The following is a 23,248-nucleotide window of genomic DNA, read 5'->3' on the forward strand; positions in this document are numbered from 1 at the left end:
CGCCGCGCGCGGCGGCCGGGCCCTACCAGTCCGGCGCGTGGCGCTCGACGATCGCCCCTGCGTCGAGACCCGCCGGCAGCGTCCCGTAGGCCAGCCCGCCGTCGCCCGCCAGGCGCGTCGCGCAGAACGCGTCGGCCACCTCCGGCGGGCTGTGGCGCACGAGCAGCGAGCCCTGCAGCGCGAGCGCCATCCGCTCCACGACCCGGCGCGCCCGCGCCTCCAGCTCGGCGGGATCGGCGAACTCGGCCTTCAGCGCGGCGACGTGCGCGTCCAGGCGCGCGTCCGCGCCGGCGGCGAGCCCGACCTCGTCGAAGAAGACGCCGAGCGCGGCGGGCGTGCGGGCCAGCGCGCGCAGCACGTCGAGCGCGATCACGTTGCCCGAGCCCTCCCAGACCGACAGCAGCGGCTGTTCGCGGTACACGCGCGCCAGCGGCCACTCCTCGACGTAGCCGTTGCCGCCGAGGCACTCGAGCGCCTCGGCCGCGTGGCCGGGGCCGCGCTTGCAGATCCAGTACTTCGCGACCGCCGTGGCCAGGCGCTTGAACAGCACCGCGGCCTCGTCGGTCCCGGACTCGTCGTAGGCGCGGGCGAGGCGCATGGCGGTGACGGTCGCCGCCTCGGACTCGATCGCCAGGTCGGCGAGCACGTTGCGCATGAGCGGCTGCTCGACGAGCAGCTTGCCGAACGCGGCGCGGTGGCGGGCGTGGTGGATCGCCTGCTCGGTCGCGGTGCGCATGCCGGCGGTGGAGCCGAGCACGCAGTCCAGACGCGTGTGGCCGACCATCTCGATGATCGTCGGGACGCCGCGGCCCGGTTCGCCGACCATCTGCGCGAACGCGCCGTGCAGCTCGATCTCCGAGCTCGCGTTGGACCAGTTGCCGAGCTTGTCCTTCAGGCGCTGGATGCGCATCGCGTTGCGCGCGCCGTCGGGCGTGATGCGCGGCATGGCGAAGCAGGAGAGTCCGTCGGAGGTCTGGGCGAGCACGAGGAACAGGTCGCTCATCGGCGCGCTGCAGAACCACTTGTGGCCGGTCAGCCGGTACGCGCCGTCGGCGGGCTCGGCGACCGTGATGTTCGCGCGCACGTCCGAGCCGCCCTGCTTCTCGGTCATGGCCATGCCGACGATCGCGCTGGACTTCGCCCCGGGCGGATCCAGCCGCGGCTCGTAGCTCGTCGCGGTGATGCGCGGCTCCCACTCGGCCGCCAGCTCGGGCGCGGCGCGCAGCGCGGGGATCGCGGAGTAGGTCATCGAGATCGGGCAGCCGTGGCCGGGCTCGGTGCGCGACAGCGTCATGAACATTGCCGCGCGGGCGACGTGGGCTGCGCCGTCGCTGCAGGTCCCCCGATGAACCCGATCCCCGGGTTCGGCCGCCGGTGTGGGGGAAACCGCAGGCCTCCACGGCAGCGAGTGCAGCTCGTGCTCGACCGCGAGCGCCATGAAGCGGTGGTACGCCGGGTGGTAGACGACCTCGTCGATGCGATGGCCGTAGCGGTCGAAGGCCTGCAGCTCGGGCCTGTGGCGGTTGGCGTCGCGCCCGGCCGCCAGCAGCTCGGCCGACCCGGCGAGCGCTCCCAGGGCGTGCGCACGGGGCTCGGCCCACGCCGCGCCCTCGCGGCGCAGCGCCTCGACGAGCGGGCGGTCCGCGCCGAAGGCGTCGTAGTCCTCGAGCGGGACGGACTGGTTGCGCGCCTCGGTCGTGCCGGTGGCGAAGGTCAGCATGGGACGGGCTCCTGATCGGCGATCGAACGGCGGGCGAACGCGACGAGCGCGGCGACGAGCGCGTCCTCGTCGTGCGGCGGCCCGCTGGGGGACAGGGGGCCGACGAGCGCCTCGCCGATCGCGCCGACGAGGGCGGCGGCGATGAGCTCGCGGTCGGTGACGTGGCCGGGCAGCGCGGCGGCGAAGGCGTCGCGGAACGCGCGGCGGTAGGCGAGGCGCTCGGCCTCGACGGCGGGATCCACCGGCTCGGCCAGCAGCGCCCAGGCGAGCCGCCGCGCGCGCAGGGCGCGCCGCGCGAAGGTCTCGACCCCGGCGCCGACCCCGCCCTCGGCCGCGGACGCGGCGACCGCCTCGACCTCGCGCCGGGACGCGCGACGGAAGACCTCGGCGAACAGCTCGGCCTTCGACGGGAAGTGGCGGTACACGGTGCCGGTGGCCACGCCGGCCCGCGCGGCCACGGCGGCCACCGCCGCCTCGCGGTACCCGCCGGCGGCGATCAGCTCGTGCGCCGCGGCGACGATCCGCTCGCGGGCGGCGATGCGGCGCGCCTCGGTGCGGTCGGTCGCGCGATAGGCCACGCCAAGAAGTGAATCATGGTTCAGACCTTTGCTCAAGCGCGCCGGTGGCCCTCACCGCGCGGTTGTTCGCACCGGCGGTGTGGCAGCATCGGACGTCCCATGGCCAAGATCAAGGTGAAGAACCCGGTCGTCGAGCTCGACGGCGACGAGATGACACGGATCATCTGGCAGTTCATCAAGGACCAGCTGATCCTCCCCTACCTGGATGTCGAGCTGAAGTACTACGACCTCGGCATCGAGAGCCGCGACGCGACCGCGGACCAGATCACGGTCGACGCCGCCAACGCGATCAAGGAGTTCGGCGTCGGCGTCAAGTGCGCGACGATCACGCCCGACGAGGCGCGGGTGAAGGAGTTCGGCCTGAAGGAGATGTACCGCTCGCCGAACGGGACCATCCGCAACATCCTCGGCGGCGTCATCTTCCGCGAGCCGATCGTGATCTCGAACATCCCGCGCCTCGTGCCGGGGTGGACGAAGCCGATCATCATCGGCCGCCACGCGTTCGGCGACCAGTACCGCGCCACCGACCTCGTCGTGCCCGGCGCGGGCAACCTGACGCTCACGTTCACGCCGACGGACGGCGGCGAGCCGACCGAGCTCGACGTTTACGACTTCCCGGGCGGCGGCGTCGCGATGGCGATGTACAACCTCGACGACTCGATCCGCGACTTCGCCCGCGCCTCGATGCGCTACGGCCTCGACCGCGGCGTGCCGGTCTACCTCTCCACGAAGAACACGATCATGAAGCGCTACGACGGGCGCTTCAAGGACCTCTTCGAGGAGGTGTTCGACGCCGAGTTCAAGGCCGACTTCGACGCCGCCGGCCTGACCTACGAGCACCGCCTGATCGACGACATGGTCGCCGCGGCGCTGAAGTGGGAGGGCGGCTACGTCTGGGCGTGCAAGAACTACGACGGCGACGTCCAGTCCGACACCGTCGCCCAGGGCTTCGGCTCGCTCGGCCTCATGACGAGCGTGCTGATGACGCCCGACGGCAACACCGTCGAGGCGGAGGCCGCGCACGGCACGGTCACGCGCCACTACCGCCAGCACCAGCAGGGCAAGCCGACCTCGACGAACCCGATCGCGTCCATCTTCGCGTGGACGCGCGGGCTCGCCTACCGCGGGCGCATGGACGACACGCCCGACGTCACCGCGTTCGCCGAGACGCTCGAGCGCGTGTGTGTCGAGACGGTGGAGAGCGGAGACATGACGAAGGACCTGGCGCTGCTCGTGGGTGCCGACCAGCCCTTCCAGACGACCCAGGAGTTCCTGGCCTCGATCGACGAGAACCTGCAGAAGGAGATGAACGCCTGATGGCTACGAAGGTCACCGTCACCGGCGCCGCCGGCCAGATCGGCTACGCGCTGCTGTTCCGCATCGCGTCCGGGCAGCTGCTCGGCCCCGACACGAAGGTCGAGCTGCGCCTGCTCGAGATCGAGCCCGCGCTGAAGGCCGCGGAGGGCACCGCGCTCGAGCTCGTCGACTGCGCGTTCCCGCTGCTGTCGAAGATCGACATCAGCTCCGACCCCAACGAGGCGTTCGACGGCGCACAGGTCGCGCTGCTCGTCGGGGCGCGCCCGCGGACGAAGGGCATGGAGCGCGCCGACCTGCTGGAGGCCAACGGGGCCATCTTCAAGCCGCAGGGCGAGGCGATCAACGACCACGCCGACCGCGACATCCGCGTCCTCGTCGTGGGCAACCCGGCCAACACGAACGCGCTGATCGCGATGTCCAACGCGCGGGACGTCCCGGCCGAGCGCTTCACCGCGATGACGCGCCTCGACGAGAACCGCGCCGTGGCGCAGGTCGCCAACAAGCTCGCGGTCGGCGTCGACGAGGTCCAGGACCTGGTCGTGTGGGGCAACCACTCGCCGACGATGTACCCGGACCTGTTCAACGCGAAGGTCGGAGGCAAGCGCGCCTGGGACGTGGTGGACGACGAGGCGTGGGTGGCCGGCGAGTTCATCCCGCGGGTGGGCAAGCGCGGCGCCGAGATCATCGAGGCGCGCGGGGCGTCGAGCGCGGCGTCGGCGGCCAACGCCGCGATCGACCACGTGCGCGACTGGATGCTCGGGGCCGACGGCCTGCGCTCGATGGCGGTCCCGACGACCGGCGCCTACGGGGTCGAGCCGGGGATCGTCGGCTCGCTGCCCGTGCGCCTGCCCGGCGGCGGGGTCTACGAGATCGCCGAGGGGCTGGACGTGCCGCCGTTCTCGCAGGAGCGCATCGACAAGACGATGGGCGAGCTGCGCGAGGAGCGCGACGCGGTCGTCAAGCTCGGGCTGGTGTCCTAGGAGGACGCACGGGGCCCGCCTACGCCGGCAGCTTTCGGAACCCCACCGTGCTGGCCGGCGGGCCGGCATCGGCACCCCTGGCGGGTCCGGCATCGGCGCTCCGGGCCGGCAGCGGGCCGGAGCGCTCGCGCCCGGCCCAGCGGGCGGCGAGCGCGGCGGTCATGACCGCCGCCGCGCCGCCCAGCGCCAGTCCGGCCCGCGGATCGATGGCGTCGGCGAGCCAGCCGACGAGCGGCGCGCCGACCGCCGTCGAGCCGATGAAGAGCATCCCGTAGAGGGCCATCGCGCGGCCGCGCATCTCGGGGGCGGCGCTCAGCTGCACCGCCGAGTTCGTCCCCGCCGAGAAGCTCACGCTCGCGGCGCCCACCGCGACGAACGACGCCATGAGCAGCGGGAAGGTCGGCGCCGCCGCGGAGAGCAGCGTGAGGCCGCCGAACGCGGTCGCGCTGACGACGAGGAAGCGCTCGTCGACCACCGCGCGGGAGCCCATGACCAGCGCGCCGGCGATCGAGCCCACGGCAAGCGCGGCGCTCAGCGCGGCGTACCCGGCGGCGCCGGTGTCGAAGGTGAACTTCGCGAGCACCGGCAGCAGGACGGTGAAGTTGAACGACAGGGTGCCGATGACGGCCATCATCAGCAGCGGCAGCCGCAGCCGCGGCGTGGCGGCGACGTAGCGCAGGCCCTCGCGCAGCTGGCCCTGCGCACGCGGCGTGCGCCTGGCCGCGTCGAGCTCGGCGGGGTCCATGCGCCGCAGGGCGGTGAGCATCGCGGCGAACGAGAGCGCGTTGAGCAGGAAGCACGGGCCGACGCCCGCGATCGCGATGATGCCGGCCGCGACGGCCGGGCCGGCGATGCGCGAGCTGTGCACGAGGATGCTGTTCAGGCTCACGGCGTTGACCACGCGGTCGGCCCCGACGATCTCCGAGACGAACGCCTGGCGCGCCGGGTTGTCGATCGCGGTCACCACGCCGCCCGCGAAGACGAGGGCCATGACCATCCAGGCCTCGACGTGGCCGGTGGTGACGAGCACGAACAGGGCCAGGGGCGGCAGCACGAGCAGCGTCTGCGTGATGGTCAGCAGACGGCGCTTGGGCAGGCGGTCGGCCAGCAGGCCGCCCCAAGCGCCGAAGAGCAGCAGCGGGAGGAACTGCATCGCGGCGGTGAGGCCGACGTAGGTGCCCTCGCCGGTGAGGTGCAGGACGAGCCACATCGCGGCGACGTTCTGGACCCAGTTGCCGGAGACCGAGACGATCTGGCCGGTGAAGAACCGGCGGTAGTTCGGGATGTGCAGGGAGACGACGGAGCGTCGGAGCGCCGCGCTCATCAGGCCTCGAGCATCCGCTCGATGATCGTCGCCGCCCGCTCGAGCGTCGCCCGCTCGTCAGCGTCGAGGGCCTCCATGCGCTGGGCCAGGAACGCGTCCTTCCGGCTGCGCACGCTCTCGAGCAGCGCGCGGCCGTCCTCCGAGATCGAGATCAGCGAGGAGCGCCCGTCGCTGGGGTCGGGCGCGCGGGTGACGAGCCCGTCCTCCTCCATGCGGGCCAGCAGCCGGGCGACCGTGGGGCGCTGCACCCGCTCGTGAGCGGCGAGCTCGCTCGGGGTCAGCGGGCCGTGGCGGTCGACCGTCGCCAGGGCTGCGGCCTGCGACGGCGACAGCCCGCCGCCGGCCTCCTGGCGCATGCGCCGGGAGGTCCGCACGATCGCCAGGCGCAGGCGCGCGGCGGTGTCGGTGCGGGCGGAGCGAGAACTGGTTGCCATCGCTAACTAGCTTAGCGAATCAGTTCGGCCGGCGCACGCGGACGCGGCGTGGGTGGGGGGCCGCCACACGCGGACGCGCGTGGGTGGGGGGCCGGCGCACGCGGACGCGGCGTGGGGCGGCACACGCGGACGCGGCCTGGGGTCAGGGCCGCCAGACGTGGACGCGCCGCCCGGGGGCCGGGCGGCGCGGTCGTTCGCTCTGCTTCGCCGGCTCGGGAGGCGCTACGCCGCGGCCAGGGGATGCCAGCCGCGGCCCTCCTTGCGCACGAGCCCGTCCTGCTCGAGCCCGGGGAGCACGCGATAGAGGTAGTTCTGCTTGATGCCCATGCGCTCGGCGAGCTCGGAGATGGTGATCCCCGGGTTCTCCTGCACGAGCGACAGCGCCTGCTTGGAGCGGGTCCCGCTGCCCCGAGGACGCCCGCGGCCCGACGACCGCGATCCTGTCCCGGCCCCCGCCCGTGCCGGCGAGCGCCGGCGGGACGTCGCCACACGCGGGGCGCGACCGTCGCCCGGGACGCCCTCGAGCGCCCGCTGCGCGGCCTCCAGTCGCTGGTACTCCTCGACCAGCGGCCGGAGCTCCTTCAAGCGCTCAGCGATTTCACGCTTTTTGTCATCCAGGAAGTCTGCCATGGAGGGAAGGGTAACGGTTAACGTGTCACAGCGCATATGTTTCGCCTTCACGTGCAACGAGAACTGCACGACCGAAGCTGCGCTCCGCCTCCGCGCGAACCCACTGCTCGCCCAGTTCGTCCGGGAAATGGGTGATGACGAGCTGCTTGGCGTTCGCCCGCGCGGCGTGGTCGCCGGCCTCCCCGGCGGTGAGATGGCCCCGCGTCCCGTCGCGCTCTGGCCGCGGCAGCGTGGCCTCGAGCATGAGCAGGTCGGTGCCGTCGGCGAACCGAACGAGCTCGTCGGTGGGTGCGGAGTCCGCCCCGAAGGTGAACCGCCCGCCCGTCTGCAGTGACACGATCTCGATCGCCCACGCGGGAACGAAGTGGGGAACCGCGTGGAAGCGCAGGCGCAACGGTCCGATTTCCAGACACTCGTCAGGGTCATACTCACATAGGTCGAACGCGTTCTCCACGAGCGTCTCGGTGCCCCATGCCCCCGTCACCCGGCGAAACACGTCGCGGCTGCCGCGCGGGCACAGCAGCCGCGGCCGCGCCGGATTGTCGGTACCCGGCCAGCCGTGCACCGGCACGGGCTGCTGGCGAGGTGAGTAGGTCAGCGCGTACGCGTACGGGATGAGATCGAGGAAGTGATCGGCGTGGAGGTGTGAGATGACGACGACGTCCACGTCGACGTAGTCCACACGCGAGCGCAGCTTGCCGAACACGCCGTTGCCGCAGTCGAGCAGCAGGACCATCCCCGTCTCCTCGACGAGATATCCGCTGCACGCTCCGCCCGGGTCCTGCCAGGAGGGCGACTTGCCGAGCACCGTGATCCGCACCGGAGCGCCACAATACCTTCCGCGCTCGTGACGTCATTCGAAACCGTCGCCGTGGTCCTCGGCGCCGTCCTCATGGGCGGCGCGCTGCTGTCCGGGCTCGCCCATCGCAGCTTCCTGTCGCTGACGGCGCTGTTCGTCATCGTCGGCTTCGTCCTGGGCGATGGCGGCCTCGACGTCCTGCAGTTCGACCCGGGGTCCGGGTTCGTCGTGATCCTCGCCGAGGTGGCGCTGATCGTGCTGCTGTTCCGCGACGGCCTCGAGGTGGAGAGCGAGATGCTCCAGCGCGAGTGGCGGCTGCCGCTGCGCAAGCTCGTCATCGGGATGCCGATCACCGCCGCGATCGTCGCGGTCTCGGCCAAGCTGCTCACCGACCTGTCGTGGACGGAGGCGTTCCTGCTGGGCGCGCTGCTGTCGCCGACCGATCCCGTGCTGTCGTCGGCGGTCGTCACCAATCCGCGGGTGCCGCGCGTCGTGCGCCATTCCCTGAATCTCGAGTCGGGGCTCAACGACGGCCTCGCGCTGCCACCCGTGCTCGCGCTCATCGCGGCGCTGAGCCTCACCCGGCCGGACTTCGACGTCGTCACCTTCGTGCTGCAGGACGTCGGGCTCGGGCTCGTGTTCGGCATCGCGATGGGCTTTCTCGCGTCCGTGCTGCTGCCGCGCGGCGGGGGGCTCACGAAGGGAATTCCCGGACATCAGAAGTCGCTGTACGCCCTCGGCGTCGCCTTCGCCACCTACGGCGTCTCGGTCATCGAGCCGCACGGCAACGGCTTCATCGCCGTCTACGTCGCCGCGATCGTGCTCGGCATCCGCCGAGCGGACATCCGCGGCGAGTTCGAGCACCGCTCCGACGACATCGTGGAATTGGTGAAGCTCGGCATCTTCGTCGTGTTCGGTTCGCTGCTGACGTTCAGCGGGCTGTTCGGGGACGGCTGGGCGGCGGTGGCGATCGTCGTGGTGGCGCTCCTGCTCGCGCGGCCGATCGCGCTGGCGGTGGCGCTCGCGGGTACCCGGCTCAGCCTGCCGACGAAGGCGTTCATGGCGTGGTTCGGGCCCAAGGGCGTGGCCACGATGACGTTCTCGATCATCGTGCTCGGCGAGGGGCTGGCCGACGGCGAGCGGATCTTCAACATCGCGGCGCTCGTGGTGTTCGTCTCGATCATCGTTCACTCCACGACCGACACCGCCGGGGTGAACTGGATCGCGCGCCACGACACCAAGCAACGCGAGCGCGAGGAGCACGCTGCGCCGGCCGAGCCTGCCGGACGCGGCCCGGGGTAGGCGTGGCGCTGCTGTGGCGGGTCTTCGCGACGAACGCCGCCGTCCTGGTGGCGGCGACCCTCGTGCTGGTGCTCACGCCCGCCACGGTCAGCTTCCCGCTCGCGGCGCAGGAGGCGGTCGTGCTGGCGGTCGGCCTCGCGCTGCTGCTCGGCCTGGACTTCCTGCTGCTGCGCCGGGCCGTCGGCCGGGACTCCCTCGAGCGCGTGCGCGGCATGCTGGCCGCGCAGGAGGGTGAGCGGCTCCGCGTGGCCCGCGAGCTGCACGACGAGGTCGGCCAGACGCTGACCGCGGTGCTTCTCTCGCTCGAGCGGACCCCGAGCGAGGAGGAGCTCGCAGGCGCGCGCGAGACGGTGCGAGCCGCGCTGGACGACGTGCGCTCGATCGCCCGGCGCCTGCGCCCGGAGGCACTCGACGACCTCGGCCTCACCAGTGCGCTGGCCGCGTTGACCGTGTCCGTCCAGCGGGCGACGGGCCTGCGGGTCGAGCGCGAGCTGCGGGCGCCTGCGGGCACCCTGGGCGACGAGGAGGAGCTCGTCGCCTATCGGGTGGCACAGGAGGCGCTGACGAACGTCGCGCGGCACGCCGGCGCGACCCGCGCGGTCGTCCGGACGGCGGCGCTCCCGGGCGATGGGTTCGTGCTGGAGGTCGCCGACGACGGGCGGGGATTCGACCCGAGGGCCGCGACGACCGGCGCCGGCCTGCTCGGCATGCGCGAGCGAGCCGGGCTCATCGGAGCGCGGCTGGCGATCGACACGGCTCCTGGCGCCGGCACCACGGTCCGGCTGGAGATCGGGTCGTGACCGCGGCCCGTCCCGCGCGGATCCTGCTCGCCGACGACCACGCGATGGTCCGGCGCGGCCTGCGCCACGTGCTCGAAGGCGAGCCCGACCTCATGGTCATGGCGGAGGCCGGCGACGGGGCGGAGGCGGTCGAGCTCGCCCGGACCACGCCGCTGGACCTCGCGATCCTCGACGTGTCGATGCCGCGCATGACCGGTCTGCAGGCCGCCGCGATCCTGGCGAACGAACGGCCCGAGCTGCCCGTGCTCATGCTCTCGATGCACGACAACGAGCAGTACCTGTTCGAGGCGCTGAAGGCCGGCGCGTCGGGCTATGTGCTCAAGTCGGGCGCCGACCGCGACCTCGTCGGCGCGTGCCGGGCCGTGCTGCGGGGCGAGCCGTTCCTCTACCCGACCGGCATCGCCGCGCTCATCCGCGACTTCCTCGACCGCGCCCGCGACGGCGAGGCGGCGCCGATCGACCCGCTCACCCCGCGCGAGCTCGAGGTCGTCAAGCTCGTCGCCGAGGCGCACACGTCCGAGCAGATCGCCCAGCTGCTCGGGATCTCGCGCAAGACGGTCGAGCGCCACCGGGAGCGGGTGCTGGCGAAGCTCGGGATGCGCGATCGCGTGGAGCTCACGCGGTACGCGATACGCCGCGGGCTGATCGAGCCGTAAGGGTCGTTCCCCCCGCCGCAGGGGGGAGAGGACCCGATGGTGCGCGGCCCTCCCGGGGCTCATGCTCGATGCGGTGCCCCGCATCGTCCTGACCTGGGATCGCCCGCAGCACCTCGCCCGCGAGGAAGCCGACCGCTGGCTGCGCGAGGAGCTACAGGGCCTGCTCGCCATCCCGGAGATCCTGCGGATCGAGCTCGTGCGGCTCGGCTCGCCGCCGGCGTGCCATCCGCAGCCGTTCGCCTGGCTGTGCGAGCTGCACCTCGCCGAGGGCGCCGACGTCGGCGCGTGCCTGGCCCGGACCGCCTGCGCGGAGTGGCTGCGCGACCTGCGCCTCCTGGGCATGCGCCCCGCCGTCGGCGTCGCGATCGACCCCGTCGTGCTGCCCTGATGGCCCTCGCCATCGGCGTGTTCGCCGCCGCCCTGGCGGTCATCGCCAGCGACCGCGTCGACCGCACGAAGGTCGCGCTCATCGGCGCCGTCCTGATGATCCTCACCCAGACCATCGACCAGCAGCACGCGATCGAGGCCGTGGACTGGAACACGCTCGGTCTGCTTGCCGGGATGATGCTCATGGTCAAGCTCACCGAGCCGACCGGCGTCTTCACGTGGCTGGCGATCCGCGCCGGCCAGCTGTCGCGGGGCCGCCCGCTCGCGATCGTCGTCGCGCTCGCGCTGACGACTGCCGTGCTCTCGGCGTTCCTCGACAACCTCACGACGGTCCTGCTGATGGTGCCGATCACCTTCGTGCTGGCCGATGCGCTCGACATCGACGCGCTGCCGCTGGTGATCATCGAGATCATCATCTCGAACATCGGCGGCACCGCAACGCTGATAGGCGACCCGCCGAACATCATGATCGCCGGCGCCACCGAGCTGACGTTCACGGACTTCATCGTCAACCTGGCGCCGATCGCGGCGGTGACGGGAGTGGTCGTCACCGGCGGGCTGTACCTGGCGTTCCGGCGCCGGCTGCAGGTGTCGCCGGACGCGCGCCGGCGCGTGCTCGCGCTCGACGCGGCCCGCTGCATCGAGGACGCGGGCGAGCTCAGGCGCACGATCCCGGTCCTGCTGCTCACGATCTTCGCCTTCTTCGCCCATCAGGCGCTGCATCTCGAGCCCGCCACCGTCGCCCTCGCCGGCGCCACCGTGATGCTCCTGGTCACGCGCCAGCCGATCGAGAAGGCGCTGGGCGGCATCGAGTGGCCGACGCTGTTCTTCTTCATGGGCCTGTTCGTCATGGTCGGGGCGTTGGAGCAGAGCGGCGCGATCGACGAGGTCGCGCACGGCATCGCCTCGGTCACCGCCGGCGACCGCAGCGCCGAGCTGCTCGGCATCGCCTGGGCGTCGGCGATCGGCTCGGGGATCGTCGACAACATCCCCTTCACCGCGGCGATGATCCCGGTCGTCGAGCAGCTGCAGGGGGATTCCACCGACTCCGCGTACTGGTGGGCCCTCGCCCTCGGTGCCTGCTTCGGCGGCAACCTCACGCTCGTGGCCGCCGCGGCCAACGTCGCCGCCGCCGGGATGGCCGAGCGCTCCGGCCGGCGCATCGGGTTCGTCAGCTTCCTGAAGGTCGGCGTGCCGGTGACCTTCGTATCCATGGCGCTCGCGACCGGGTACATCGCCCTGCGCTACCTGTGAGCCCCGATCGGCGCGGGCCTGTCGGCCGAGATCCGGAACGCGCGCCGGTAGGCGGCGGGGGACACGCCCATGGCGCGCGCGAAGTGGCGGCGATACGCGGCGGCGCTGGGGATGCCGACCGCGGCGCCGACGTGCTCGACCGGTAGCGAGGAGGCCTCGAGCAGCTCGAGGCTCGCCCGGACGCGCTGGTCGAGCAGCCACCGCGCCGGGCTCGTGCCGGTGGCGCGACGGAAGTGGCGGGTGAAGCTGCGCGGCGAGAGGTGGGCCTCGCGGGCCAGGTCGGCGAGGCCGATGCGCGTGTCGAGGCGCCCCAGCGCCCACTCCATCGTGCGCGCGACCGCGCCCTCGCCGGGGTCGGCGGGGACGGGGCGCTCGATGAACTGCGCCTGGCCGCCCTCCCGGTGCGGGGCGACCACGAGCCGCCGGGCGACCTGGTTGGCGACGTCGCTGCCGTGGTCGCGGCGCACGAGGTGCAGGCAGAGGTCGATGCCGGCCGCGCTGCCGGCCGAGGTCAGGACGTCGCCGTCGTCGACGTAGAGGACGTCGGGGTTGACGCGCACGCCGGGGTGGCGCCGCTGGAGCTCGCCGGCGTAGCGCCAGTGGGTGGCCGCCTCGCGGCCGTCGAGCAGGCCGGCGGCGGCGAGGGCGAACGCGCCCGAGCAGATCGAGACCAGGCGCGCGCCGCCGGCGTGGGCGTTCCGCAGCGCGGCGACGAGCGCCTCGGAGACCGGGCGGTCGGTGCGCTGGCCGGGGACGATCACCGTGTCGGCGGCGGCGAGGCGGTCGAGGCCGTGGCGCGGGTACAGCGCGAACCCGCCGACGGCCTCGAGCGGCTCGAGCCGCTCGGCGCACACGTCGAGCGCATAGGGCTCGATGTCGAGCTCCGGGCGGGGCAGGCCGAACACCTCGACGACGACGCCGAGCTCGAACGGGGCCATGCCGTCGAAGGCCAGGACGGCGACGCGGTGGGGCGTCATGGCTCAAACATAGCGGAGGTTGTCCTTCGGGCCACTGGCGGACCGGCGCGAGGAGCGCGACGCTGCCGGCATGAACCCCTTCGAGACGAAGCTGCGCCACGAGACCGACCCCGCCGACGTGTGGGCGGCGATGCAGACCGCCGGCGGCGAGGGCGCCCGCCCGGGCTTCACCCTCGTCGACGCCCGCTCGCGCGAGGCCTACGCGCGCGCCCACCTCCCCGGCGCGGTGTCCATCCACGACGAGCTCCCGGCGGGGCCGCTCGTCACCTACTGCTGGTCTCCGGCCTGCAACGGGGCGACGAAGGCCGCGGCGCGGCTGCACGACGAGGGCCGCGCGGTGCGCGAGATGATCGGCGGCTTCGAGTACTGGGTGCGCGAGGGGCTGCCGATCGAGGGCGCGGTCGGCGGCGATCGACTGGTGGGTCTGTAGGAGACTCTGCGGCCACGATGCTCCAGGCCTGCCTGAACGGCTCGCGCCCGCGCGCGCATCACGACGCGATCCCGCTGCGCGCCGATGAGATCGCCCCGGACGCGCGCCGGGCGATCGACGCGGGCGCGACGGAGCTGCACATCCACCCGCGCGACGGCGACGGCGCGGACACGCTCGACCCCGAGCCCGTCTCGCGGGTCGTCGTCATGGTCCGAGCCGCGTGCCCGGACACGCCGCTCGGCCTGACGACCGGGCTGTGGGGCGCGGGCGGCGACCCGGCGCGTCGCCTGGCGCTCGTCGCGGGCTGGTGGGAGCGGCCCGACTACGTCTCCGTGAACCTCCGCGAGCCCGGCTTCGACGAGCTGTGCGGGCTGCTCGACCAGCTCGGCATCGGCGTGGAGGCCGGCGTGTGGACGGCCGCAGACGCGCGCGCGCTGCTCGCCGCGCCCTTCGCGCCGCGCTGCCGGCGGATCCTGGTCGAGGCGCCGCTGCCGGCGGCGGCGGAGATCGAAGAGCTGCTCGCCCCGCTCGAGCTGCCGCAGCTGCACCACGCCGCCGACGCCGCAACCTGGCCGGTCATCGAGCGGGCGCTCGAGCACGGGCACGACGTGCGGGTCGGCCTGGAGGACACCCTCGTCCTTCCCGGCGGCACGCGGGCGAGCGGGAACGCCGAGCTCGTGGCGGCGGCCGTCGCGCTCGGCGCGTGACCGTCGCGATCACGCTCCGTGCAGCGCCGCCTGCTCCTGCGCCGTGGGGAACGCCCAGGCCGCCTGCGTGCGCCGCTCCTGGCCGAACACGAACCGCATCTGGAGCGGCGGGCGCAGCCCGTCGGGGTGGTCGGGCCGGAACGTCGCGCACGGTTCGTCGAGAGTCAGCGCACACAGCAGGTTGCGCCGGAAGTAGCAGTCTTCGCAGGTGATCTTCTTCGCCTTCGCCATCCGAGATCGGCATCGAACCAGACTGGCGAGGGGCGGGGCAACGTCGTTTCCCGCAAAACGCAAAGGTTTCGTGAAAGTCCTGCAAAGATCGTGTTTCCATGACGAAGTGCCCGCATCCTGCGCGTTTTTTCGCCGCTGAGGCGGGAAACATTGGACCTCTCCATGCGGATTCTCGTCACCGGCGTCACGGGCTATGTCGGAGCGGCGCTCGCACCGCGGCTCGCCGCCGCCGGCCACGAGGTCACCGGCCTCGCGCGCGACCCGTCGCGCGCGGCCGCCGCGTCGGCCCTCGGCCTGACCGTCCATCGCGGCGACGCGGTCAGCGGCGCGGGGCTCGACACGGCGCTCGACGGCATCGACGTCGCCTACTACCTCATCCACTCGATGGAGGCCGGCGAGGACGGCTTCGCCTCGCGGGACCGCATCGCCGCCACGACGTTCCGCGACGCCGCGCGCGCGGCCGGCGTCGGCCGGGTGGTCTACCTGGGCGGCCTCGTGCCGCCCGACCGGGCCGCCTCGCCGCACCTCGCCAGCCGGCTGGAGGTCGAGCGGCTCGTCATGGAGAGCGGCCCGGACTCCGTCGCGCTGCGCGCGTCGATCGTCATCGGAGCCGGCAGCCGGTCGTTCCGCTTCCTCGTCCGCCTCGTCGAACGGCTGCCCGTCCTGCCGCTGCCCGCCTGGCGCGACTTCCGCACCCAGCCCGTCGACGGGCGCGACGTCCAGGCCGCGCTCGTCGCCGCCGCCACGAGCCAGGCCGCGGGCGGCCGCTCGCTCGACCTCGCCGGGCCCGACGTCCTGACCTACGGCGAGATGGTGCAGCGCATCGCCGACGCGATGCTCGTCGGCCGCCCGCCGCTGCGGCTCGGGTTCACCGCGACCGAGCTGACCTCGCGGGTCGCCGCCGTCGTGGCCGGCGAGAGCCACGAGCTCATCGGCCCGCTCATGGCCGGTCTGGAAGGCGATCTGTTGCCGCGCGCCGAGCGCGCCGCCGAGATCCTCGGACTGCGGATGCACTCGTTCGACGCCGCCGTCGAGCGGGCCCTGCGCGACTGGGAGGAGGCGGGTGAGGCCCTGGCCGCGCGGTGACCGGCATCGGTCGGTACCGTCCACGATCCCGTGACGAAGGTGAGCAGCTCGATCGACATCGCCGCGACGCCGCAGGAGGTCTGGGACGTCGTCATGGATCCGGAGCGCCTGCACGAGTGGGTGTCGATCCATCGCGGCCTGGGCGCGCACGGCCACGACCACATGGAGCAGACGCTCTGCCTGCGCGGCGTCAACTTCCACGTCAAATGGGATCTCGCCGAGTCCGATGAGCCGCGCGTCGCGGTCTGGCAGGGCCGGGGCCCCGCCCGCTCGCGCGCCCACACCGCCTACCGCCTGTCCGCGGTGAACGGCGGCACCCGCTTCGACTACGAGAACGAGTTCAAGGCGCCGTTCGGCCCTCTCGGCGCGGTCGCCAGCCGCGCGCTGGTGGGCGGGGTGCCCGAGCGCGAGGCGCGCGCCTCGCTGCAACGGCTCAAGGCGCTGCTCGAGAAAGGCTGAGTCGGTGTCCGAACGTGATCTCTTCGCCAACTTCGAGCGGATGCGCCGGGAGATGGACGAGCTCTTCGGCGGGGTGTTCGACCGCTCGCTGGCCCCGCACCGCCGCGCCGGCTTCACCCCGCGCGTCGACGTCTCCTACGTCGGGGATCCGCCGCGCGCGATCGTCACCGCGGAGCTGGCCGGCATCGACATCGAGCAGATCGACCTCGAGATCCGCGGGCGCGAGCTGATCATCTCCGGCAGCCGCGGGCTGCCCGACGACGCGGAGGGGCGCGTCTACCAGCAGATCGAGATCGAGCACGGGCCGTTCCGCCGCACGGTGGCCCTGGGCGCCGACATCGCGGCCGACCGGGCGCGCGCCGCCTACGATGACGGCCTCCTGCGCGTCGAGCTTCCCCTGATCGAGCCCGACCCGAAGTCACGGACCGTCCCCATCGAGGTCGCGCCGCCCCGCGAGGCCGGTCCGGGCGGCGCGGGCGCCATCCCATCCGCCGCGTCGGATCTCGGACCGGCGTCAGGGATGATCGAATGATCGACGTCGTCACCGAGGGCGAGCCCCGCGACGTCGAGATCGGGGCCGACCGGCCGCTTCCGGACTCGCTGCCGGTCCTGCCGCTGCGCGAGACGGTCCCCTTCCCGGACACGCTGACGCCGCTGGCGATCGGCCAGGAGCGCTCGGTCGAGCTCGTCAACCACGTGCTCGGCCGCGACCGCATGCTCGTGATGGTCGCCAGCCGCAACCCGGAGAACGAGACGCCGGGCCCGGCAGACCTCTACGAGGTCGGCGTCGTCGGCGTCGTCGCGCGGATGCTGAAGGTCCCCGACGGGACGCTGCGCATCCTCGTGCAGGGCACGCAGCGCGTGCGCCTCACGCGCTGGATCGGCGAGAAGCCGTTCCTGTCCGCAGCGATCGCGCCCGCGCCCGACGTCGTTGAGGAGTCGACCGAGCTGACCGCGCTCATGCGCAACGTGCAGGGCACGTTCGGCCAGATCGTCGAGGCCGTGCCGTACCTGCCGGAGGAGCTGCAGATCGCGGTCGCCAACGTCGAGGAGCCGGGCGCGCTCGCCAACGTCATCGCCGGCGCGCTGCGGCTGAAGACGCCCGAGAAGCAGGAGTTGCTCGAGGAGCTCGACGTCGCCAAGCGGCTGCGCAAGCTGTCGCAGGTCCTCGCCCGCGAGGCCGAGGTCATCTCGATCGGGACGAAGATCCAGTCGCAGGTGCAGTCCGAGCTCGAGGCGTCGCAACGCGAGTACTTCCTGCGCCAGCAGCTCAAGGCGATCAAGGAGGAGCTCGGCGAGGAGGACGAGTCCGAGGCGGAGGCGCGCGACCTGCGCGAGCAGCTCGACCAGGCCGGCCTGCCCGACGAGATCCGCGAGGTGACCGAGCGCGAGCTCGGGCGCCTGGAGAAGCTGCCGACGATGGCCGCCGAGCACGCGGTCATCCGCACGTACCTCGAGTGGCTGGCCGCGCTCCCGTGGGACAAGTCGACCGTCGACAACCTCGACCTCGAGCATGCGCGGACCGTCCTCGACGAGGACCACTACGACATCGAGCAGGTCAAGGACCGCATCCTCGAGTTCCTGGCGGTGCGCAAGCTCAAGCCGGACGCGCGGGGATCGATCCTCTGCTTCGTCGGGCCTCCCGGCGTGGGCAAGACGTCGCTCGGTCGCTCCATCGCACGGGCGCTGGGGCGCAAGTTCGAGCGCATCAGCGCGGGCGGCGTGCGCGACGAGGCGGAGATCCGCGGTCATCGCCGGACGTACGTCGGTGCGATGCCGGGCGTCATCATCCGCGCGCTGCGCGACGCGGAGTCCCACAACCCGCTGTTCATGATCGACGAGATCGACAAGATGGGCGCCGACTACCGCGGGGATCCGGCGAGCGCGATGCTCGAGGTGCTCGATCCCGAGCAGAACGCGACCTTCCGCGACCACTACCTCGACGTGCCGTTCGACCTGTCGAACGTCATGTTCGTCACGACGGCGAACACGCTCGACACGATCCCGGGCGCGCTGCGCGACCGCATGGAGGTCATCCAGCTCGCCGGCTACACCGAGGAGGAGAAGCTCGAGATCGCCAAGCGCTACCTCGTGCCGCGCCAGATCGAGCGCAACGGGCTGAAGCGCTCGCAGATCGCCTTCGGCAACCCCGCGCTGCGGACGATCATCCGCGACTACACCCGCGAGGCGGGGGTGCGCAACCTCGAGCGCGAGATCGGCTCGGTGTGCCGCAAGGTCGCCCGTCAGGTGGCCGAGGGCACGTTCTCCAAGCGCGTGACGATCACCGAGCAGCGGGCCCGCGAGCTGCTCGGCAAGGCGCGCTTCCACGCCGACGTCAAGCGGCGCACGCGCCAGCCGGGCGTCGCGACCGGCCTCGCCTGGACGCCGGCCGGCGGCGACGTGCTGTTCGTCGAGGCGACCGCGATGCCGGGCAAGGGCCGGCTGACGATCACCGGCCAGCTCGGCGACGTCATGCGCGAGTCGGCCCAGGCGGCGCTGTCCTACGTGCGCAGCCATCCGCCCGAGACGCTCGGCGACGGCTGGTTCGCCGAGCATGACATCCACGTCCACGTGCCCGCCGGCGCGATTCCCAAGGACGGGCCCAGCGCCGGCGTCACGATGGTCACCGCGCTCGTGTCGCTGCTCACCGGCGACCACGTGCGCGACGACACGGCGATGACCGGTGAAGTCACGCTGACGGGCCAGGTCCTGCCGATCGGCGGGCTCAAGGAGAAGGCGCTGGCGGCCCAGCGCAACGGCCTGCGGCGGGTGATCGCGCCGGCCGGCAACGAGGCCGATGCCGACGAGGTCCCCGAGCATCTGCGCGAGGATCTCGAGTTCGTCTTCGTTCGTGAAGTGTCCGAGGTCCTCGACGCCGCGCTCGAAAGCCGGGGTGCGAGGTCCAACGGCCGGGTATATGCTGGCCGAAGGTCCCGAAAAGCGACCCGAGGGAAGTGAGAATGGCAGCGAAGTCCAAGGCTGCGAAGGCGGGAAGCGCAGCGCTCGCCGTCAAGAGCAGCCCGTACGTGCAGCGCCTCGTCCAGGACGAGGATCTGCGCGACAACCTCAAGACGGCGTTCGACTCCGCGCGGGTCGCGTTCGATCGCCTACAGAACGGCAAGACGCCGGCGAAGGTCATCCTCGACGACAAGAAGTTCCAGAAGGAGCTTCACAACGCGTCGGAGGCCCTCCGCGACGCCACGCAGGCGCTGCGCGAGGGTCCGAAGAAGAAGAAGAAGCACCGCGGCCGCAAGCTGCTGCTGCTCGTCGTGGGCGCCGGTCTGGCGCTCGCGCTGAGCGAGGGGCTGCGCAACAAGGTGCTCGATCTCCTCTTCGGCGCCGAGGAGGAGTTCGACTACACGTCGACCACGGCCCCTGCGGCACCACCGCCCACCCCGGCGGCCGCCGCCTCCTGATGTGATCCACGGGGGCCCTCCTCCTGCCGGCAGGAGGCGGAAGCCCCCCGTAGGAGGCCGGGCCGGCATCGCCACCCCTAGCACGAGGGCGCCCCACGGGGCGCCTTCGTCGTTCTGGGGCCAATAGGCTGAAGAGGGTGGAAGCCGCCGCCTCCTCCAACCCGCGGACGCTGTCCGGCGACAAGGCCCAGCGCATCGTCGAGGCGATGCGCCGCTCGGTCGCCCGGCGCGGCGTCGCGGGCTCGACGTTCGACCACGTCGCGCGCGAGGCCGGCGTCTCCCGCGGGCTGCTGCACTACTACTTCGGCACGAAGGAGCGGCTGCTGACCGAGGTCGTGCGCCGCGACGGCGAGCTGAAGATGGAGGCCCTCGAGGCCCAGCTCGGCGAGGCGCAGACCGCCGACGACTTCATCGACCTGCTCGTCGCCTCGCTGCAGGATCTCGTCGAGCACGACCCGGACCTGGTCGCCGTCGGCTTCGAGCTGTTCACCCTGTCGCAGCGAAACCCCGAGATCGCCGCCGAGTACGCGGAGCTCCAGCGCGGCATGTGCCAGCACGTGGCTACGGTGCTCGCCGCCAAGCAGGAGGAGGGCGTGCTGCACCTCGCGGCGCCGCCCGCCGCGGTCGTCGAGGTCCTGCTGTCGCTGGCCGACGGGCTCGCCCTGCGGATGCTGCTCGACCCGCAGCGCGACCACCGCGAGACGATCGCCGCCGGGGTCGCCGCCGTGCGCGCCCTCGTCGCCGATCCGGCCTGAGCCGGGCGGTGCGCCGCTACGCGCCCGTGGCGCTGTTCGTGGTCGCCGCATTGGCGATCGCCGCCGCGCTCGTCGTCGGGTTGAGCGGGGGCGATGGCGACACACCGCGGGCCGGCGTGCGGACGGTGGCGGTGCAGGTGGACCCTCTCGCCGGTGCGCTGCGCCGTCAGGCCGACGCTCTGCGCGCCGCCCAGGCGGTCAGCTCGGGACGGCTCGACACGCTGCTGGCCCAGGATCCGCTCGACCTGCGCGTCCCGCAGATCACGCAGGAGGGCATCACGCTGCGAGACGTCGTCGTCACGCGGCGCGGCACGACCGCCTCCGGCGAGGCGACGGTCGACCTCCAGCAGTTGGGCGCCCTCGCTCCCGCGGACATCTCCAACCTGCGCTACGACGCCGGTGCGTCGGGCACCGATGGCGTGGTCGTCAAGGCGGACGCCGACGGCCCGCTCGGGCTCTCGCTGCCCGTGACGATCCGCGTGACCGCGCGCGACGGCAACGTCGTGGCGATCCCGGAGGGGCTGCCGATCGACGACCAGACGCTGTTCTCGGATCCGCGGATCCACGTGAACCGGCTCACCGCGCGGCCCGCGGACGGCGGCCTGCGCATCCGCGCCGAGGCCACCGTCACGGGCTGAGCGGCGAGGCCGGGTCAGGCGTCAGGCCTTCGCGCCCTCGCGGTTCGGGCTGCCGGTCACCGGGTTCTCGTCCGGCGGCCAGCGCTCCTCGCTCCAGTGCTGCTCGACCTGAGCCTTGTTGAAGAAGCCGATGACCTGCAGGTCCTCGGTCCCGGTGTTGTGCAGGTCGTGCGCGACGCCCTCGGCCAGCGTGATGGCGTCGCCGGCGCGGATGTCCTTGGGGCCGTCGTCGAGCAGGATCTGCCCGCTGCCGGCGAGGATGAACTGCACCTCCTCGGCGGTGTCGACGTGCCGGCCGAGCCGCTTGCCGGGCGGGATCTTGAAGTAGATCGTCACGCTGTCCACCGCACCGTTCGTCCCGCCGTACGCGAAGAAGCCGCCGATCCACTCGGCGTCCGGCGTCGCGGTGGAGACGAGCGCCACGGTCTGGATCTCGTCGATGTTCGTCGGTTCCATCCGAGCCTCCCTCGATAGCGAAAGCTCGATCCTCTCAGAACGGCTTCAAGCCGGACGGTAACTTCCGAACGACCAGCGGTTTCCTTCCGGGTCCTGCACGGTGAACCCCTGTCCGCCGTAGTCCTCGTCGCGCAGCTCGCGGACCACGGTGGCGCCACCGGCGACCGCTTGCTCGTAGCGGGCGCCGACGTCGTCGAGGATGCAGTAGACCGACGAGGCGCCCGTCCGGGCGTTGACCTCGGCGCCCTCCGGGCGGTCGGAGCCGAGCATCACCATGCCGTCGCCGAAGCGCAGCTCGGCGTGGACGACGGCGCCCGTGGCGTCGTCGCGGTAGACGGCGTGCTCGGTGAACCCGAGAGCGTTCGTGAGGAAGGCGATCGCGGCGTCCGCGTCGCGGTAGCGCAGGGTGGGGATGACGTCCATGACGGCACCGTACGCCCGGCGCGGGCGTGCCGTCTTGAACGGATGTGACCGGCGGCTCAGCCGAGGATCTGCGGCAGCCGCAGCAGCACCCGCGGACGGCCGCGCACGCGCAGGCGGCGGCGCAGCATGAGGACCCGCGGATCGGCCCGGCCGGCGCTCACGTCGGCGAAGTCGTCGAAGCTGACCTTCAGCGGCGATCATGGACCGACACGGTGCTCCTGACTGGCTGGTCAGCCAAACGGCACGTGAGTGACCATTGTCAGCGACGCCCGCCCACGTCCGTACATGACGGCGTATCCGACCCGCGGCCTGTCGCGCACACCGAGGAGCTACCCACCGTGAACGTCTTCGCCTTCGATCCCGCGGATCACCGTGAGACCTTCGAGCGCCAGGGATGGGTGTACATCCCCGGCGGCATCGACCCCGAGTTCCATGAGTACGTCCGCCGGTACATCGCCGACTCGTTCGACGACACCCGGATCGCGTCGCGGGCGATCCCGGGCAAGAAGGAGCAGTCGCTGTTCGACCTGCCCGCCGACGTCGACCACGAGCGCGAGCTGTTCGACCCGCTCTGCCGGCTCACCGGTCTGGAGCGGTCCACGATGACGCTCTCCGAGCGCCACATCAACGGCTACGACAGCGCCGCCGATCCGGAGCCGGCGCCGCACAAGGACCGCTACGCGTCCCAGATCTCGGTCGGTCTCTCGATCGACATCCCGGCCGGCTCGCAACTCGTCATCTATCCGTACGACCACCTCGAGCTCAACCCGTTCAACACCGCCGCGGACCTGTACGACAGCCTGCCCGCGCACGAGAAGCCCGAGGTCGTGGTGCGCTCCGCGCGCGAGGTCGTCATCGACGACCGCCCGGGCGACGTCGTCGTCTTCCACGGCAACTGCACGTGGCACCTTCGGCGCAACTCGGCCGACTCGTACAACCTCTACTTCAAGTTCAACGACTTCGACTGCGATCCGCTCGGCGAGGATCCGGCGACGCCCGCCCGCCGCGAGGCGACGCTCGCCGCCCTGGGCAGCTCCGAGATCGGCGAGCTGTACCCCGTCCTCTCCCGGCGGCTGGACTCGGTGGCGCGCGCGCATGCCCGCCATGAGTGGTGGGAGACGTCGGTCCGCGCGAAGCTCTGGGGCGGCGACGAGGCCCCGCTGACGTCGGCGCAGTTCCGCCTGCTGCAGACCGTCGACGGCGTCCGCGACGTCGACACGCTCGCCGAGGCGGGCACGCCGGACGACGACGTGGCCGTGGCCGTCCGCGCAATGGCGGAGATCGGCGTCCTCGACCTGCTGCGCGCACCGCTCGGCGCGCAGCTGAGCGCCGTGGGCGCAGAACAACGGGGCTGAGAGGCGAGCAGTCGACGTCGGCCCCGCGGGACGGGCCTGGCGCGGCGACGCGCTGGGCCCGGACCCGGCTTGACGAGAAGCGCGACGGGCCTGGCGCGGCGACGCGCTAGGTGACGTGCCCAGGGACGTTCCGA

At 72.5% G+C, this 23,248-nt stretch carries 27 protein-coding genes; 17 read left to right on the plus strand and 10 right to left on the minus strand.

Features of this window, described 5'->3' with window-relative positions; genetic code table 11:
- Positions 1-22 precede the first annotated feature (22 nt).
- Positions 23-1,720 (minus strand): acyl-CoA dehydrogenase family protein, encoded by a 1,698-nt coding sequence (locus tag DSM104329_RS04715; protein WP_259314239.1) that lies wholly within the window; start codon positions 1,718-1,720, stop codon positions 23-25.
- Positions 1,714-2,298 (minus strand): TetR/AcrR family transcriptional regulator, encoded by a 585-nt coding sequence (locus DSM104329_RS04720; RefSeq protein WP_259314240.1) that lies wholly within the window; start codon positions 2,296-2,298, stop codon positions 1,714-1,716. The genes DSM104329_RS04715 and DSM104329_RS04720 overlap by 7 nt, the downstream gene beginning before the upstream one ends.
- Positions 2,299-2,397: 99 nt before the next feature.
- Between DSM104329_RS04720 and DSM104329_RS04725 the strand changes: the two genes are divergently transcribed.
- Positions 2,398-3,615, plus strand: a complete 1,218-nt coding sequence (locus tag DSM104329_RS04725) for an NADP-dependent isocitrate dehydrogenase (protein WP_259314241.1) — start codon at positions 2,398-2,400, stop codon at positions 3,613-3,615.
- Positions 3,615-4,595 (plus strand): malate dehydrogenase, encoded by a 981-nt coding sequence (locus DSM104329_RS04730; protein ID WP_259314242.1) that lies wholly within the window; start codon positions 3,615-3,617, stop codon positions 4,593-4,595. Before DSM104329_RS04725 ends, DSM104329_RS04730 begins: the two co-directional genes overlap by 1 nt.
- Before the next feature lie 19 nt (positions 4,596-4,614).
- Here the strand turns inward: DSM104329_RS04730 and DSM104329_RS04735 are convergent, their stop codons facing one another.
- The 4 genes from DSM104329_RS04735 to DSM104329_RS04750 all read right to left on the minus strand — a co-directional run bounded on the left by DSM104329_RS04735 (position 4,615) and on the right by DSM104329_RS04750 (position 7,803).
- On the minus strand, positions 4,615-5,919 hold the full coding sequence (locus tag DSM104329_RS04735; RefSeq protein WP_259314243.1) for an MFS transporter: 1,305 nt from the start codon (positions 5,917-5,919) through the stop codon (positions 4,615-4,617).
- Entirely contained in the window at positions 5,919-6,353 is a 435-nt protein-coding gene (locus DSM104329_RS04740; protein ID WP_259314244.1) for a MarR family winged helix-turn-helix transcriptional regulator, read from the minus strand. The genes DSM104329_RS04735 and DSM104329_RS04740 overlap by 1 nt, the downstream gene beginning before the upstream one ends.
- A 222-nt stretch (positions 6,354-6,575) precedes the next feature.
- Entirely contained in the window at positions 6,576-6,938 is a 363-nt protein-coding gene (locus DSM104329_RS04745; protein ID WP_259314245.1) for a MarR family transcriptional regulator, read from the minus strand.
- 70 nt (positions 6,939-7,008) lie between these two features.
- Entirely contained in the window at positions 7,009-7,803 is a 795-nt protein-coding gene (locus DSM104329_RS04750) for an MBL fold metallo-hydrolase (protein WP_259314246.1), read from the minus strand.
- A 27-nt stretch (positions 7,804-7,830) separates the two neighbouring features.
- Between DSM104329_RS04750 and DSM104329_RS04755 the strand changes: the two genes are divergently transcribed.
- The 5 genes from DSM104329_RS04755 to DSM104329_RS04775 all read left to right on the plus strand — a co-directional run bounded on the left by DSM104329_RS04755 (position 7,831) and on the right by DSM104329_RS04775 (position 12,181).
- On the plus strand, positions 7,831-9,084 hold the full coding sequence (locus tag DSM104329_RS04755; RefSeq protein ID WP_259314247.1) for a cation:proton antiporter: 1,254 nt from the start codon (positions 7,831-7,833) through the stop codon (positions 9,082-9,084).
- Positions 9,085-9,086: 2 nt separating this feature from the next.
- Positions 9,087-9,884, plus strand: coding sequence for a sensor histidine kinase (locus tag DSM104329_RS04760; RefSeq protein ID WP_259314248.1), 798 nt, complete (start codon positions 9,087-9,089; stop codon positions 9,882-9,884).
- 44 nt (positions 9,885-9,928) lie between these two features.
- Positions 9,929-10,540 carry a response regulator gene (locus DSM104329_RS04765; protein ID WP_407655894.1) on the plus strand — a complete coding sequence of 204 codons (612 nt, stop codon included), beginning with the start codon at positions 9,929-9,931 and terminating at the stop codon, positions 10,538-10,540.
- 73 nt (positions 10,541-10,613) lie between these two features.
- A complete protein-coding gene (locus DSM104329_RS04770) occupies positions 10,614-10,928 on the plus strand; it encodes a hypothetical protein (RefSeq protein ID WP_259314250.1) in 315 nt (104 codons plus the stop codon).
- On the plus strand, positions 10,928-12,181 hold the full coding sequence (locus tag DSM104329_RS04775; protein WP_259314251.1) for an ArsB/NhaD family transporter: 1,254 nt from the start codon (positions 10,928-10,930) through the stop codon (positions 12,179-12,181). Before DSM104329_RS04770 ends, DSM104329_RS04775 begins: the two co-directional genes overlap by 1 nt.
- On the opposite strand, the gene DSM104329_RS04780 is transcribed toward DSM104329_RS04775, so the two are convergent.
- A complete protein-coding gene (locus DSM104329_RS04780; RefSeq protein WP_259314252.1) occupies positions 12,172-13,158 on the minus strand; it encodes a helix-turn-helix domain-containing protein in 987 nt (328 codons plus the stop codon). The genes DSM104329_RS04775 and DSM104329_RS04780 overlap by 10 nt on opposite strands.
- 70 nt (positions 13,159-13,228) lie before the next feature.
- Between DSM104329_RS04780 and DSM104329_RS04785 the strand changes: the two genes are divergently transcribed.
- Positions 13,229-13,588: a rhodanese-like domain-containing protein gene (locus DSM104329_RS04785; RefSeq protein ID WP_259314253.1), complete on the plus strand. Its 360-nt coding sequence runs from the start codon at positions 13,229-13,231 to the stop codon at positions 13,586-13,588.
- Between the two features lie 17 nt (positions 13,589-13,605).
- Positions 13,606-14,295: a 3-keto-5-aminohexanoate cleavage protein gene (locus DSM104329_RS04790; protein ID WP_259314254.1), complete on the plus strand. Its 690-nt coding sequence runs from the start codon at positions 13,606-13,608 to the stop codon at positions 14,293-14,295.
- A gap of 9 nt (positions 14,296-14,304) precedes the next feature.
- Here the strand turns inward: DSM104329_RS04790 and DSM104329_RS04795 are convergent, their stop codons facing one another.
- Positions 14,305-14,526 (minus strand): hypothetical protein, encoded by a 222-nt coding sequence (locus DSM104329_RS04795; RefSeq protein WP_259314255.1) that lies wholly within the window; start codon positions 14,524-14,526, stop codon positions 14,305-14,307.
- A gap of 162 nt (positions 14,527-14,688) precedes the next feature.
- Here DSM104329_RS04795 and DSM104329_RS04800 point away from each other — a divergent pair, with 162 nt between their 5' ends.
- From DSM104329_RS04800 to DSM104329_RS04830, 7 genes are all read left to right on the plus strand, one after another.
- Entirely contained in the window at positions 14,689-15,612 is a 924-nt protein-coding gene (locus tag DSM104329_RS04800; RefSeq protein WP_259314256.1) for an NAD-dependent epimerase/dehydratase family protein, read from the plus strand.
- Positions 15,613-15,642: 30 nt separating this feature from the next.
- Positions 15,643-16,071, plus strand: coding sequence for an SRPBCC family protein (locus DSM104329_RS04805; protein ID WP_259314257.1), 429 nt, complete (start codon positions 15,643-15,645; stop codon positions 16,069-16,071).
- A gap of 4 nt (positions 16,072-16,075) precedes the next feature.
- The gene (locus tag DSM104329_RS04810) at positions 16,076-16,603 is read left to right on the plus strand and encodes an Hsp20/alpha crystallin family protein (protein ID WP_259314258.1); all 528 of its coding nucleotides are present in this window, start codon (positions 16,076-16,078) and stop codon (positions 16,601-16,603) included.
- Positions 16,600-19,029: an endopeptidase La gene (gene lon, locus DSM104329_RS04815; RefSeq protein ID WP_259314259.1), complete on the plus strand. Its 2,430-nt coding sequence runs from the start codon at positions 16,600-16,602 to the stop codon at positions 19,027-19,029. The genes DSM104329_RS04810 and lon overlap by 4 nt, the downstream gene beginning before the upstream one ends.
- 2 nt (positions 19,030-19,031) lie before the next feature.
- Positions 19,032-19,487, plus strand: a complete 456-nt coding sequence (locus DSM104329_RS04820; RefSeq protein ID WP_259314260.1) for a hypothetical protein — start codon at positions 19,032-19,034, stop codon at positions 19,485-19,487.
- A gap of 137 nt (positions 19,488-19,624) precedes the next feature.
- Entirely contained in the window at positions 19,625-20,242 is a 618-nt protein-coding gene (locus tag DSM104329_RS04825; protein ID WP_259314261.1) for a TetR/AcrR family transcriptional regulator, read from the plus strand.
- An 8-nt stretch (positions 20,243-20,250) separates the two neighbouring features.
- Complete coding sequence (locus DSM104329_RS04830) at positions 20,251-20,880, plus strand: hypothetical protein (RefSeq protein WP_259314262.1); 630 nt, start codon at positions 20,251-20,253, stop codon at positions 20,878-20,880.
- A gap of 21 nt (positions 20,881-20,901) precedes the next feature.
- On the opposite strand, the gene DSM104329_RS04835 is transcribed toward DSM104329_RS04830, so the two are convergent.
- A complete protein-coding gene (locus tag DSM104329_RS04835; protein ID WP_259314263.1) occupies positions 20,902-21,336 on the minus strand; it encodes a cupin domain-containing protein in 435 nt (144 codons plus the stop codon).
- Positions 21,337-21,381: 45 nt separating this feature from the next.
- Complete coding sequence (locus DSM104329_RS04840) at positions 21,382-21,759, minus strand: VOC family protein (protein ID WP_259314264.1); 378 nt, start codon at positions 21,757-21,759, stop codon at positions 21,382-21,384.
- A gap of 338 nt (positions 21,760-22,097) precedes the next feature.
- Here DSM104329_RS04840 and DSM104329_RS04845 point away from each other — a divergent pair, with 338 nt between their 5' ends.
- Positions 22,098-23,114 (plus strand): phytanoyl-CoA dioxygenase family protein, encoded by a 1,017-nt coding sequence (locus DSM104329_RS04845; RefSeq protein WP_259314265.1) that lies wholly within the window; start codon positions 22,098-22,100, stop codon positions 23,112-23,114.
- Positions 23,115-23,248: the final 134 nt, after the last annotated feature.

Origin of the sequence: Capillimicrobium parvum, assembly GCF_021172045.1 — a bacterium.
Classification (GTDB): Bacteria; Actinomycetota; Thermoleophilia; order Solirubrobacterales; family Solirubrobacteraceae; genus Capillimicrobium; species Capillimicrobium parvum.